The sequence below is a fragment of the Sinimarinibacterium flocculans genome (assembly GCF_003201205.1).
GTDB classification, from domain to species: domain Bacteria; phylum Pseudomonadota; class Gammaproteobacteria; order Nevskiales; family Nevskiaceae; genus Solimonas; species Solimonas flocculans.
This window is the reverse complement of the sequence record NZ_QICN01000002.1, coordinates 373799-387366: the sequence shown is the minus strand read 5'-3', so window position 1 is coordinate 387366 and position 13568 is coordinate 373799. Positions and strand designations below refer to the sequence as shown.

General features: G+C 70.6%; 12 protein-coding genes. 9 read left to right on the top strand and 3 right to left on the bottom strand.

Annotated features, from left to right (window positions below):
* Window positions 1–3: 3 nt before the first annotated feature.
* The 8 genes from C8D93_RS05535 to C8D93_RS05500 all read left to right on the top strand — a co-directional run bounded on the left by C8D93_RS05535 (window position 4) and on the right by C8D93_RS05500 (window position 7536).
* Window positions 4–987, top strand: a complete 984-nt coding sequence (locus tag C8D93_RS05535; RefSeq protein ID WP_110264157.1) for an alpha/beta hydrolase — start codon at window positions 4–6, stop codon at window positions 985–987.
* Between the two features lie 90 nt (window positions 988–1077).
* Window positions 1078–2016, top strand: a complete 939-nt coding sequence (locus C8D93_RS05530; protein WP_110264156.1) for a DUF3592 domain-containing protein — start codon at window positions 1078–1080, stop codon at window positions 2014–2016.
* Between the two features lie 137 nt (window positions 2017–2153).
* Window positions 2154–2465 (top strand): hypothetical protein, encoded by a 312-nt coding sequence (locus tag C8D93_RS05525; protein ID WP_110264155.1) that lies wholly within the window; start codon window positions 2154–2156, stop codon window positions 2463–2465.
* 49 nt (window positions 2466–2514) lie between these two features.
* On the top strand, window positions 2515–4005 hold the full coding sequence (locus C8D93_RS05520; RefSeq protein WP_110264154.1) for a class I adenylate-forming enzyme family protein: 1491 nt from the start codon (window positions 2515–2517) through the stop codon (window positions 4003–4005).
* 71 nt (window positions 4006–4076) lie between these two features.
* Window positions 4077–4529 carry an SRPBCC domain-containing protein gene (locus tag C8D93_RS05515; RefSeq protein ID WP_110264153.1) on the top strand — a complete coding sequence of 151 codons (453 nt, stop codon included), beginning with the start codon at window positions 4077–4079 and terminating at the stop codon, window positions 4527–4529.
* A 33-nt stretch (window positions 4530–4562) separates the two neighbouring features.
* Entirely contained in the window at window positions 4563–5918 is a 1356-nt protein-coding gene (locus tag C8D93_RS05510; protein ID WP_110264152.1) for a CoA transferase, read from the top strand.
* The gene (locus C8D93_RS05505) at window positions 5912–7309 is read left to right on the top strand and encodes an amidohydrolase family protein (RefSeq protein WP_110264151.1); all 1398 of its coding nucleotides are present in this window, start codon (window positions 5912–5914) and stop codon (window positions 7307–7309) included. Before C8D93_RS05510 ends, C8D93_RS05505 begins: the two co-directional genes overlap by 7 nt.
* Window positions 7309–7536 carry a hypothetical protein gene (locus C8D93_RS05500; RefSeq protein ID WP_110264150.1) on the top strand — a complete coding sequence of 76 codons (228 nt, stop codon included), beginning with the start codon at window positions 7309–7311 and terminating at the stop codon, window positions 7534–7536. Before C8D93_RS05505 ends, C8D93_RS05500 begins: the two co-directional genes overlap by 1 nt.
* A gap of 21 nt (window positions 7537–7557) precedes the next feature.
* Here C8D93_RS05500 and C8D93_RS05495 read toward each other — a convergent pair whose 3' ends face one another.
* Entirely contained in the window at window positions 7558–10866 is a 3309-nt protein-coding gene (locus C8D93_RS05495; RefSeq protein WP_110264149.1) for a M36 family metallopeptidase, read from the bottom strand.
* A 215-nt stretch (window positions 10867–11081) separates the two neighbouring features.
* Window positions 11082–11651: an NnrU family protein gene (locus C8D93_RS05490; RefSeq protein ID WP_110264148.1), complete on the bottom strand. Its 570-nt coding sequence runs from the start codon at window positions 11649–11651 to the stop codon at window positions 11082–11084.
* Between the two features lie 137 nt (window positions 11652–11788).
* Here C8D93_RS05490 and C8D93_RS05485 point away from each other — a divergent pair, with 137 nt between their 5' ends.
* Window positions 11789–12538 (top strand): glycosyltransferase family 25 protein, encoded by a 750-nt coding sequence (locus C8D93_RS05485; RefSeq protein WP_170123916.1) that lies wholly within the window; start codon window positions 11789–11791, stop codon window positions 12536–12538.
* Here C8D93_RS05485 and C8D93_RS05480 read toward each other — a convergent pair.
* Window positions 12525–13565, bottom strand: a complete 1041-nt coding sequence (locus tag C8D93_RS05480) for a glycosyltransferase (protein WP_170123915.1) — start codon at window positions 13563–13565, stop codon at window positions 12525–12527. The genes C8D93_RS05485 and C8D93_RS05480 overlap by 14 nt on opposite strands.
* Between the last annotated feature and the right edge of the window lie 3 nt (window positions 13566–13568).

Here is a 13568-nt window from a genome sequence, read left to right as displayed (position 1 = left end):
CGCATGCCGGCCGTGCACCTGAAGCTCGACACCAGCGTCGAACTGCCCGGCGAAGCGCCGCTGCAGATCGGCGCCTCGGTGTGGTGGCCGGAGCAGGCCGCGCAGGCGGACACACTGCTGCTGTGCCTGCCCGGCGGCAACATGAACCGCCGCTATTTCGATCTGCGTCCGCCGTCGCCCGACGACGGTGACGACAGCTTCTCGTTCGCCGCACAGATGACGGCGCGCGGCTTCGTCGTCGCGGCGCTCGATCATCTGGGCCTGGGCGACAGCAGCAAGCCGCAGGACGGCTGGCAGCTCACCGCCGAGGTCCTCGTGCGGGCCAACGTCGCGGCCACCGCGGAACTGCTTGCACGACTGCGTGAAGGGCGACTGTCTGCCGACCTGCCGGCGCTCCCGGCGCTGCGCAGCGTCGGCGTCGGGCACTCGATGGGTGCGATGCTGACCATCCTGCAGCAGCATGCGGCCGCGCAGCATGCCGGTGTCGTGCTGCTCGGCTTTTCGACGCGCGGCCTGCCGGAGTACGCGCCGCCTGCGGTCAGGGACGCGACCGATCCGACGGCGGTGCGCCCGCTGCTGCCGGAGATCGCGCGCAAGATGTTCGGGCAGCCGTATCCGGTCATCCACGGCCAGCGAAACGGCGCCGGGCGCGGCGACAATGCGGAGCTGTTCGGCAGCCGCAAGGCCGATCCGCGCGGCGTGGCAGCACTCAAGGCCGCGACCGATTGCGTGCTGCCGATTCCGGCGGCGATGTCGATGGTGCCGGGCAACGTCGCGCCGGAAGCCGCTGCGCTCGCCGTGCCGGTGTTTCTCGGCATCGGCGAACGCGACATGGTCGGGCCGACGCACCAGGTGCCGGCCGCGTTCTCCGGCAGCCATGACGTGAGCCTGTGCATCCTGCCGGAAACCGGGCACAGCCATTTCCTGTTTCCGGCGCGCGCGCGCCTGTTCGAACGGCTCTCGCGCTGGCTGCAGTCCTTCGACTGAGAACCGGCGCACGCGCCGCTTCGGCGCACGCGGGCAGGGACGCGCGCGCGGCGTAAGATCGGCGCTTTCCGGGGATCAGGGAGCGGGGCGGTGCGCAATCCCATCGATGCATGGCGCCGCGGCGGAACCGCGGCCGCCGATGCCGCGGCAGCGGCCTACCAGCGACGCGTCGCGATGCAGTTCCTCGCACGCCCGCCGCGTCGGCTCGCGGTCGCGCTGGTCTTGCAGACCCTGTTCGGCGGCGTCCTGCAGCAGATGGGCTGGCTGTTCTTCGGCTTCGGCATGATCTTCGTCTGGGTCTTCGCCGCGCAGGCGGAAATCGCCTGGTCGCTGCGTGCCGGCGCGCTCGGCGAGACGCAGGCACGGGTGCTGGGCACCGTCGACACGCGCGCGTCGATCAACGACACCCCGGTGTACGGCACGCGGTATCGCTTCAGCGTCGGCGGACGCGACTTCGAGGCGGTGTCGTATGCGACCGGGCGCCGTCTCGGTACCGGCCAGACGGCAACGGTCGAGTATTCGCTGGCCCGGCCTCAGATGTCGCGCATCCGCGGCATGCGCAGCACGATGTTCGGGCCGATGGTCCTGATCGTGCTGGTCTTCCCGGCCATCGGCCTCGCGTTCGTCCTCGGGGCCGTGCCCGGGCGGCTGCGCGAGCTGCACCTGCTGCGCCATGGTCTGCCGGCGCACGGACGGCTGATCGAGAAGTCGCCGACCAACACGCGCATCAACGACCGCACCGTCTACCGCCTGCGCTTCGAGTACCGCACCCGAGACGGCCGGACCGGACAGGCACAGGCCCGATCGCACGAACCGGAAGAGCTCGAGGACGAGGCCCAGGAGGCGGTGCTCTACGATCCGCACGACCTCGGGCGTGCCGTGGTCTTCGACGGCATGGCCGGCAAGCCGCGCGTCGGACGCGACGGCAAGTTGCACGCCTCGGCGGCCGCCGCGGCCGCGCGGCTGGTGCTGCCGCTGGCGACACTGGTCGGCCATGGCGGATGGGCCTGGCTGCGGTTCCTGGCCTGAGCGTCGACAGCGCTCCGCGCGCACATCCTGCAAGTGGACGGGGCAGGCTGCCCGGCGCTTGCTTAGAGTGCGGGCCAGTCTGCGGCAGGCCGTATCCTTCCGCATTCCCGGTTCACTGCACTTCTGGAGGCATCACGATGGCGAAAACGGCACTCAAGCCCGGCGGCCGTTTCAAGAGCGCGGTCAGCGACGCGCAGGTCATGGTCGTCAAGGCACCGGCCGGCGAACACGAACTCGGCTGCGGCGGCACCGACATGCTCGCCGGCAACGCGGAAGGCAGCGGCAGCCTGCCGGCCGACGACACCGGCGAGGTGCTGATCGGCAAGCGCTACGTGAACGCCGACGAGTCGCTAGAACTGCTGTGCACCAAGGGCGGCAAGGGCACCCTGGTTTTCAACGGCACGCCGTTGGAGATCAAGCAGGCGAAGCAGCTGCCGTCGAGCGACTAGGTCGTTCCTCCTCTCCGAGTCGGAGAGGGCAAGCGCCAGGATCAGCGACATGAACATCTCCACCATCCTCGACATGGCGGCCGAGGCCTTCGGCGAGCGTACCGGTGTGGTCCACGCCGGCACGCGCATGGACTACGCCAGCCTGCGTGTCCGTGCGCATGCGGCCGCGGCGGCGATCAAGGCCAGCGGCGCCCGGTATGTCGTCATGCTCGACGTCAGCAGCCCCGCGGCGCCGGTCGCGATCTTCGGCGCGGCCTATGCCGGCGTGCCCTACGTGCCGCTCAACTATCGCCTGACCAAGCCCGAGATCAACGAGCTGCTCGCGCGCGTGACACCGGGCTACGTGATCGTCGGCGACGCCTACCGGGCGCTGGTGGAGCCGCGCGACGATCTGCAGCTCGTGTCGCGCGCCGACTTTCTCGCGCTGCCGCCGGCGGGCGACGAGCCGCCGCAGCCGGAGGAAGACCCGCGCGCGGTCGCCGTGCAGCTGTTCACCAGCGGCACGACCGGCAAGCCGAAGGCGGCGATCCTGCGCCACGAGAACCTGATGTCCTACATCATGGGCACGGTCGAGTTCGCCAGTGCGGACGAGGCGGATGCGATCGTGGTGACGGTGCCGCCGTATCACATCGCCGGTATCTCGGCGGTGCTGTCGAGCACTTATGCCTGTCGCCGCATCGTGCAGCTGGAGAACTTCGAGCCCCGCGCCTGGCTCGACGCGATGCGCCGCGAGTCCGTCAGCAATGCGTTTCTGGTGCCGACGATGCTGCAGCGGATCGTCGAGCATCTCGACGCGGCCGGCGCCCAGCCCGATCTGCCGGCCCTGCGTGCGCTCGCCTACGGCGGCGGCAAGATGCCGCTGTCGACGATCACGCGTGCGATGGCGCTGTTTCCGGGCGTCGACTTCACCAATGCCTACGGCCTGACCGAGACCAGCTCCACCGTGGCGGTGCTCGGGCCGGAGGACCACCGTCTCGCGGCGGCCAGCGACGATCCGATGATCCGTCGCCGGCTCGGCTCGGTCGGCAAGCCGGCCGCGGTCGAGATCGAGATCCGCGACGAGGACGGCAGGGTGCTCGGCGCCGAAGAAGCCGGCCTGGTCTTCGTCCGCGGACCGCAGGTGTCCGGCGAGTACGAGTCGCTGGGCAGCCAGCTCGATGCCGACGGCTGGTTCCCGACCAAGGATCGCGGCTATCTCGATGCCGACGGCTACCTGTATCTCGACGGCCGTGCCGACGATGTCATCGTGCGCGGCGGCGAGAACATCTCGCCGGGCGAGATCGAGGACGTGCTGCTGAGCCACCCCGCGGTCGCGGACTGCGCCTGCGTGGCGATGCCGGACGAGCAGTGGGGCGAGGCGGTGGCCGCCGCGATCGTGCTCAAGCCGGGCACGCAGGCCGGCGTGTCGGAGCTGCAGGACATGGTCAAGGGTGCCCTGCGTTCCTCGCGCGTGCCGCAGAAGATCGTGTTCAAGGATGCGCTGCCGTACAACGAGACCGGCAAGGTGCTGCGCCGCGTGATCCGGCAGGAGTTCGCGTAAACCGGCGTCCGGCTGCAGCAGCCCGCGACACCGGCACGCCCGGGCGGCTGGATCACACACGAGGAGGCTTCATGTTCACGATCGACCGCACGCTCGAGATCGACGCTCCGCCCGAGGTCGTCTGGAAGGTGCTCACCGACTTCGCGCGCTACGGCGAATGGAATCCCTTCGTGCCGGAGGCGCGCTGCGATCTGCGCCCCGGCGGCGCGCTCGAGATGCAGGTAAGGCTGCGCGACAAGCCTGGCGCCAAGCGCCAGTTCCAGCGCGAGTGGGTCAACAGCGTGACGCCGGGCACGACGTTCAGCTACAGCATGAAGCCGGTGCCGCTCGGGGCGCTGCGCAGCGAGCGCGTGCAGACCGTGGCGGCGCTGGATGCCGGGCGCTGCCGCTACACCTCGCATTTCGAACTGGCCGGCTGGCTGCACCCGTTGGTGACGGCCGTACTCGGCGACGGCCTGCGCAAGGGCTTCGAGGACATGGCCCAGGGCCTCAAGCGCCAGGCCGAGGCCGAGGCGCGCCGCTGACGCGCCGCGCGCGGAATCTGCTGTACTGCGCGCATGTCCGCGCGCCCCACCGACGACGATCGCCTCGCCAGCCGTTATGCGGCCGCGCTGTTGCAGTCGCTCGACCTTGCGGTGCCGGCGCCAGCATTGGCGCCGCTGCACCCTGCGCTCGCCGCCGCCGCCTGCGGACTGCAGGCGCTGACCGGTGAGTCCGACGGTCCGGCGCTGATCTGCCCGGCGCCGCTCGCAGCGGCCGCCGATGCGGCGCTGGCCGCGCTCGCCACGCTGGCGCCGGAAGGTGCATTCGAGGGACTGGCCGGTCGCGACCTGCTGACCGAACGCGCCGCGGTGTTCGGACACGCGCGCCGCGGTGCGGTGTCGCCCGGTGGCAGTTGCCGGCTGTTGGCGACGGGCGACGGCGCCGTTGCGCTGAACCTGGCGCGCGACGACGACTGGTCGCTGCTGCCGGCCCTGTTCGAACGCGACCTCGATGCGGACTGGCCGGCGGTGACGCGTGCGGTGTCCGGCCTGCGCATGCACGACGTCGTCGAACGCGGTCGCGAACTCGGACTGGCGGTCGCGCCGGTGGTGCCGCCGCCGTCGCAGCCGCCGCCGTGGGTGCGCACGGTGGCGAGCGCGCGGCCTGACCCGCGTCCGGCTCCGCGTCCTCGCGTTCTCGACCTGTCGTCGCTGTGGGCGGGGCCGCTGTGCGGTCATCTGCTGCAGCGTTGCGGCGCCGAGGTGGTCAAGCTCGAGGGCCTGCAGCGCCCGGACGGCGCGCGTCGCGGGCCCGCCGCCTTCTTCGACCTGATGAACGCCGGCAAGCGCTGTGTGGCGCTCGACTTCGGCAGCCCCGGGGGTCGACGGCAGCTCGCGGCGCTGATCGCGCGGGCCGATATCGTCATCGAGGCCTCGCGCCCGCGCGCGCTGCGCCAGCTCGGGATCGATGCCGAAGCCCTGGTGCGCGAACGTCCCGGCCTGACCTGGATCAGTCTCACCGGCTACGGCCGCGAAGCGCCGGCGGCACAGTGGGTCGCCTACGGCGACGACGCCGGCGTCGCCGGCGGTCTGGCCTACCTGATGCGTCAGGTGCACGGCCACGCCTGCTTCGTCGGTGACGCGATCGCCGATCCGCTCGCCGGACTGCATGCGGCGCTGGCCGCCTGGGCTGGCTGGCGGGCGGGGGGCGGCGGCCTGCTGTCGGTCTCGCTGGTCGACGTGATCCGCCATGTCGTCGGCTTCGAGGCTCCGACGAATGCCGACGGCTGGCACCGACGTGCGCGCGACTGGGCCGCCGTGCTCACGTCCGTCAACGTCCGCCCGCCGCAGGCGCGCAGCGCGTCGGCGCGAGCCGCTGCGCCCGGCGACGACAATGCCCACGTGTTCGCAGACTGGGGGCTCGCATGCTGATCCACGATGCCGAAATCGGTGGCCGTCGGCTCGATGTGCGCCTCTTCGATGCGCGCATCGAAGAGATCGGCGAGGCGCTGGCCGTCCGCGCCGATGAGCAGGTCATCGATGCCGATGGTGCGGCGCTGCTGCCGGGCCTGCACGATCACCACATCCACCTGCGCGCGCTCGCCGCGGCGCGCGCCTCGGTGCGCTGCGGTCCGCCACAGGTGCGCGATCGGGCCGCGCTCGCGCAGGCGCTGCGCGCCGCCGACGCGCGCCTCGAGGCCGACGCCTGGCTGCGCGGCACCGCTTATCACGAGAGCGTCGCCGGTGAACTCGACCGCGACGTGCTCGACGCGCTGCTGCCGCAGCGGCCGCTGCGCATCCAGCACCGCAGCGGCCGGCTGTGGGTGTTCAACAGCGCGGCGATCTCGCGACTGGAACCGGATGCCGCGGCGCCGCTGGACCTGCGCCGCGGTCATCTGCTCGATGCCGACGACTGGCTGCGCGCGCGGCTGCGCACGCAGCCGCCGTCGCTGCACGCGATAAGCCGCGAGCTGGCCGCCTACGGCGTCACCGGCGTCACCGACACCACCCATCACAACGGCCCCGAGGCGCTCGATGCCTTCGCCACGGCGCAGGCGCGCGGCGAGTTGCTGCAGCGTGTGCGCGTGATGGGCGATGCGCGGCTGGATGGCGAAACCGGTCGCGTCGGCGTGCAATGCGGCGAGCACAAGTTCCATCTGCACGAGCACGCGCTACCGGCGCTCGATGCGCTGATCGACGCGATCCGCCGCAGCCACGATCACGGCCGCGGCTGCGCGTTCCATTGCGTGACGCGCACCGAGCTGGTGTTCGCGCTCGCGGCACTGCGCGTCGCCGGCGTGCGTGCGGGCGATCGCATCGAGCATGCCGCGGTCTCGCCCCCCGAGCTGGTTGCCGATATCGCCGAACTGGGCCTGACCGTCGTCACCCAGCCCGGCCTCGTTGCCGAGCGCGGCGACGACTATCTGCGCGACGTCGAGGCCGGCGAGCAGCCGTGGCTGTATCGTCTGCGCGGCTTCGTTGATGCCGGCGTCGGACTGGCCCTGTCGACCGATGCGCCGTTCACCGATCCCAATCCGTGGACGGCGATCGCGGCGGCGGTCACGCGCCGCACGGCCGCAGGCGCAGTGCTTGGAGCCGAGGAGGCGCTGTCACCGGCGCAGGCGCTCGCGGGTTTCCTGACGACTGCCGCGCGGCCCGGCGCAGGCGCGCGTGGCGTCGTGCCGGGGGCTTGCGCCGATCTGTGTCTGCTCGATCGCGGACTCGCGCAGGCGCTGACGCGACCGGGTGAGGTGCGCGTGCGCCTGACCCTCGTCGCGGGCGGGGTGGTGTTCGAGCACCATGCTCTGACCGGAGATTGCTGATGCGCACACTGGGCTTGCTGCTGCAGATCGCCGGATGGTCGTTCTTCGCGTGGAGCGCGGTCGTCGGCCTGAGCTTCTCGGCCATCTACCTGAAGGGCTTCATCGGTACCCGCGGCAACGAGGCCGGGGCCGAGCTTCTGGTCATGCTCGGCTTGACCGCTGGTGCCCTGCTCGTCGGCTGGCTCGTCGCGCGTCTCGGGCGGGCGCTGCGCCCGCCGCCCGCCTGAGTCGCGCAGCCGCTCACTGCGTCAGCGCGCCGCGCGCCGACGCAGCGCGACCAGGCCGAGTAGCGCCAGCAGTCCGCCGAGGCCGAGGGCGCCGCCGAAGCGGTCATTGTTGCCATCGCTGCCGCCACCGCCACCGCCACCACCGCCACCGCCCGTGGTCTTGCAGGCGAATTCGGTGTAGTCCTCGATGACGCCGACCAGGTCGGTGCTCGAGCGCGACGGCGAGATCGCGTTGAGGCCCATGCCGCGCTTGGCGAAGCCCCGCGAGCAGGCCGCGTAGTCGTCGTAGTCCGCGGCCAGCGCGACCGACAGCACGGCGTCACGCGCCTCGGTGTAGGTGGCGTCGGCCGGCGTCATCTTCAGGCCGCCGATGATGTAGTCCTTCATGCGGCTCTGCGCCTCGTCGAACGGATGGCGGGCGATCAGGCCGGCGTAGCACTCCCACACGGCGTTGGCCCAGATCTCGCCGGCGTTGTGCACCTCCGAGTTGCTGGTGCCGGGGCCGCCGTCGGGGGTCGGCTCGCCGTCCGAGATGTGCTTGAACGTGAACGCGTTCTTCGCGAAATCCGTCGAGTACGGTGCACGGCGGATGCCGCTGAAGAAGTTGTTGCTGACATACCAGGCCAGGCTGTAGGCGCCCTGGTAGGCGTCGTTGCCGGGGACCATGCTGTCGTCGGCGCGCACCGACAGCATGAAGCCGTTGATGTCGCCCCAGCCCTCGCTCATGCCGCCGGTCTGCTGGCTGCTGGAGTCGGTCAGGCGGTGGTGCACGTAGTGGAAGAACTCGTGCGCGATGATCTGGTTGTCCAGCGTGCCGTCGATGTCCATCGACGGTTCGCGTTCCAGGTGCATCGTCACCGTCGCGCCGGCGGCGAGCTGCGCCTTGAGCGCCTCGCCGTCGGCCTTGCGGATCATCACCGAGGCAATCTGGTAGATCGGATCGGTCGGGCTGGCGCCGGCATTGATCGGGATGTCGCCGTTGCCCATCGAGATCGGATCGCCGTCGGCGTTGTTGACGACGATCAGCGCGGCCGCGCCGGACAGCAGCGCGTGCTGTGCCTTGGTCGTGAAGTTGCAGTTCCCGCGGTCGATCAGCGCGATGTTGCCGGCGAGCGCGGGGTCCGGAAGCGCCGGTACCGCCGGCGGCGGCAGCGGCAGACCGGGGTCGGGAATGGCCTCGCCGCAACCGTCGTTGGCCGCCACGCCTTCGGCTTCGGCGGCCAGCACCAGCGTGCCGTCGATGCTGTAGGTGGTCGGGCCGAACGCGGCCGCAGCGAACTTCAGCGGCTCGCCGGCGGCCGGTCCGGTCTGCCGCACCTCGCCGACGGTGATGCCGTCGAACAGGTACTGCTGCATGACCGGCGAGCTGCCGTCGGACGGGGTCGCCATGTTGGCGTTGTTGCGGCCCGAGCCGTCCTGGCCCTGGGCGAGCAGCGGATCGCCGTCGAGGCCGCCGCGACCGTAGTTGTCGGACTGCGCGTTGCCCGCGGCCTCGTCGAAGCCGTGGTTGTACCACCAGTCGTGCAGCCAGTTGTTGATGAAGAACAGGTTGACGACGGCGGCCGACTGGGCAGTCGCGCTCGCGGGATCCTCGTCCGCGGTCAGCGGATAGTCGAAGCTGCGATCGCCGGTGGTGGTGGCGCGCAGTTCGAGTTCCGGCACGCAGGAGTTCACCGGCGGCGGCACCGCCAGGCCCACGGACGGCAGGTCGATGTTGTCGAGACAGGCGTCGACGTTGTTGCCGGTGGTGGTCGTCGCGTCGTCGGCCAGCCACGGGTCGCCCGTGACGATGCCGGCGTGCTCGAGCGTCACCAGGTTGGTGTCGACGCCGATGCGGGTGATCGGGGCGTCTGGCGCACTGCCCGGGAACGGCGAGTAGGCGTTGCCCAGCGGCGCGTCGTACGGCTGGTACGGCGGCGTGGCGTCGGCGAACACCCGATAGCTGAAGGCAGCGTCGGCGACGAGGTTCTTGCGGTGCAGCACGCGCAGGTCGTTCGCCGAGACGATCACGGCGTAGGCGACGAGGTCATGGTTGACCTTGGCCCGGGCGAACAGCTCCACGTAGTACGCGGGCTCCAGCGCACCGCTGCGGGGATACCACACGCGCTTGACGCGCGGTGCACGCTCGAAGGCGTGGCTGCCCGTCAGCACCGGCATCGAGAACAGGCTCCAGTCGCCGCGGACGTCCGTCTGCTGCAGCAGCGCCGCGCTGAGCGCGCCGCCGAGGCTGCTCCACGCGGCGGCGATGGCCTGCGGCGCGGAATGCGCGTAGCTCAGCGCCGAGGTGAGCGTCGGATCGTAGCCGGTCGCGAAGTAGCCGGACACGGCCACCGGCTTGTAGCTGCGGTCGAGCAGCACGTTGAGGGAACGGTAGAACACTTCGATGCCGTCGACGCGCTGGCGGAAGCGCACGACGGCCGGCCCGTTGCCGTTGAACTGGGCGTCGCTGACCTGGGCCTCGTCGATCATGGCGGCGGTCAGGCGCAGGGACTTGGCTTCGCTGCGCAGGTGCTCGCGGGCGCGGGCGATCAGCAGCTCGCGCTCGCTAAGCGCGCCGACGGCGGCGACCGGCGCATCGGTCTTCGCCCACAGGAACGTCGGCTTGCCCTGGGTGCGGTCGTACTGCGCGGCCTGGTGGCGGCCATACAGGTCGACGACCGGGTGAACGACGTCGGCCGTCGTGAGGCCGAAGACGTCGAAGTTGGCGAGGCCCGGGCGCTCCGGGTTCTTGAAGCCGCCGAAGCCAGAGCTGATCGTGGAATGCGCCAGCGCCTTGCTCGGTGCCGGCACGCAGTCCGCCGGTGCCAGTGCCGTGAGCGTCAGGCGTCCGCTGTACGCCGTCGGCTGCGAGGCGATGAACGGGCAGGCGACGATGCTGTAGCTGCCGCCTTCGGGATTGTTGACGCCGACGTTCTCCTCGGGGCTGCCGCCGTCGCTGTAGCCGACCATCTCGCCGTCACGGTAGACCGCCAGCACCAGGTCCGGGTCAGTGAACAGGCCCACCGGGTCCGGCGTGCCCTCGGCCCACTCGATATGGAATTCCGCGGTGACGGTCAGATCGGCGTACGCGCCTTCCGGCACCGTGAGGTTGATGATGTGCGTGTCCTCGATGCCCCCGTCGAGACAGGGAATCGGGGCGTCGACGATGCCGCCGGTCGTGCCGATGCCGGAGACGCCGGGCAGCGCAGTGCCGGTCCACTCGACGACGACCGACTGGCCCGGCGTGACCGGCAGGGCCACATCCTGGGAGGCCGGATCGGCCGCCTGCGCAACCCCGGAAACGAAACCCGCCGCGACGAGCGCGGCGAGGACGGCGAACGAGTGATTCATGGCGCACAAACCTCGAAGGCGAAGCGGCGTCCGTGCCGAGAAAAGCTTTGAGCCGGCAGCGGCCGGCGGCGATGCCGGCGCCTTCCGAGAGTGGACGCAGGCGCGCCTATCCTACGTCTTGTACGCCATTTCGCACGACGGGGTAATCATTCAGCAGGCGCGTAGGCACGCGGCAGAAGCCCCGTCGGGCGAACCCCCACGTGCCGGCGCCTGCCTCATCCCAATCCGATCACGGCGCGCCCCGCCAGCCAGGGATGGACGGCCATGAGCACCGCACTGATGACCAGTCCGATCGCGGCGCTGACCAGCGTCTTGGCGGCGCCGACCGGCGCCGGCTTGACCCAGGCGCCGTCGCGGCGGTTGATGAAGATCACTTCCAGCACCGCCCAGGCCAGCAGGCCGCCGAACAGGACGATCGAGCGCGTCTCGCCGTTCGACAGCAGGTGCGCGACCGCCCACAGCTTGACGCCGGTGAGCTGCGGATGGCGGATCAGGCGCTTGATGTCGGTCGGTGCGCGCGCGCTGATGAACAGGATCACGGCGATCGGCACCAGCAGCATCGTCGCGTGGCGCATCCCCGGGGGAGGCAGCCAGAGCGAGGCCGGCGGGATCGAGCGCCAGCCGAACACGATCAGCACCAGCGCGGCCACCAGGACCAGCGAGAACAGCCCCTTGTACGGCCCCGCGCCGAGGCGGCCGATGAGGGCTCGTCGCGCGTCCGGGGCGAGGGCGATGAACAGGTGCGCCCCGGCCCACAGCAGCACACCGAGAATCAGGAGCAGCATGGAGAACCTCCGCTTGCGTCAAGGCTGGCTGGATGGCGCGCAGCATACCCGTCCGGGGACCTTCGCCGCGACGCCGACCCGCGCCATAATCGGCGGGCACGAATCGTGCTCGCATGGCGTTGTCAGGGAGGGCGACGATGCGGATTTCGGTCATCAATCTCGAGCGCAGCGTGGAGCGGCGGCAGCAGATGCACGCCCAGCTTACGGCGCTGGGGCTGGCGCACGAGTTCTTCGCGGCGATCGACGCCGCGAGAGGACAACTCGAAGGCGTATCGCGCTACGACGAGGCCCGCGCCTTGAGGGTTCTCGGGCACGCGCTGACCCCGGCGGAGGTCGGCTGTTTCGCGAGTCATTACCTGCTGTGGCAGCGCTGCGCGGAACTCGGCGAGCCCCTGGTCGTGATGGAGGACGACGTCCTGCTCGATGCGGATCTGGCGTCGGTGCTTCTGCTGGTCGCCAGGCGGCTCGAGGCCTGTGGACTGATCCGTCTGGCAGGCCTTGCGGACCGGTATGCCGACGAGATCGCCGACCTGGGCGGCGGCCGCAAGCTCGCGCGATATCGCAAGGGGCCGCGCGGAACCCAGTGCTATGCCCTGCATCCGAAGGCGGCGCATGCGCTGCTGCGCCGCGCGGACACCTGGATCGACGCCGTCGACCTTTATCTCGACGCCTTCTGGCTGCATGGCGTGCCCAGCTACGCCGTGCTGCCGCATCCAGTGCGGCATCTTCCCGAGGCCGAGGCGGCCTCCCTGATCGGCGCAGGACGCTGGGGCAGGCGACGCTCCGGCGTGGAGAAGCTTCGCCGCGAGCTGACGCACATGCTGTGGAGCCTGAAACGCTACTGGTTCAACCTGCGCTACCGCGCACCGCAGTTCAGCGGCCCTTGAGGACGCTGACCACCGGCCGGGCGACGGACGGGCGTGTTTCGTCTGCGGTCGACAGGCGCTCGCCGGCGATCACCTTTTCGTAGAGCAGCCGGTACCCGCGCGCGGTGTCTTCGACGCGCGAGACGCGTTCTCTGCAGCGCTGCGCCCAGCGACGCCGCTGCTCGACACTGAACGACAGCGCCTCTCGGACGGCCTCGCGTGCCTGCGCATAGTCTTCGACGATCCAGCCCGTCCGGTTGTGCTCGATGAATTCCGGCAGGCTGCCGTTGGGCGTGCCGAGCACCGGTGTGCCGCTGGCGAGGGATTCGAGCACGACGATGGAGCCGGGCTCATGCCAGTTGACGGCGTGGAACATGACGGGGGCACGCGCCAGCAGTTCGAGTTTCAGATCGCCGTCGACGTATCCCAGCCGCTGCACGAGCCGTCGCACGGCGAGCGGGTGGCGGCACCAGTCGCCCCAGAGTTTCGGCCGCACCCACGGCGGATATTTGCCGCTCATCTTCAGCGGCAGGTCGAGGTCGATCGCCAGGTCCATCGCGGTCCGCGCGTTCTTGTGCGGCCACTCCATGCGCGCCAGGAACAGCAGGAAGCGATCCTTCTCCTCCGAGTAACGGTAGTCGTCGACCGGAACACCGTTGCGCACGAAGCAGCGTCGCCCATGGATCTTTGCATGCGATTCGCTGACGAACACCGTGTTGGCCAGCAGGCGCGCGTCCGGGCCACGGTTGCCATGTTCCGTGATCAGGTGGGGGACGGGAATCGCCTCCGGGTCGGGCGGCATGCGGTGCAGGTGCGCCACGTCGCAGTCGCGCGGGACGACGCTCGCGATCGGCGTATCGCGGTCGCAGGGAATCAGCCGCGCGCCGGGCACGGCCTGCTCGATCCCGCTTGCCGCGTTCGCGATCAGGCTCACACGCAGGCCCTGGGCGATCTGCGCCCGGATCAGCCAGTAGACGACGCGCTCGGTGCCGCCGTAGCCGACGGGCGGGATGGGGTAGGCGGTCGGACAGTAGTGGACGATGTGCATGGG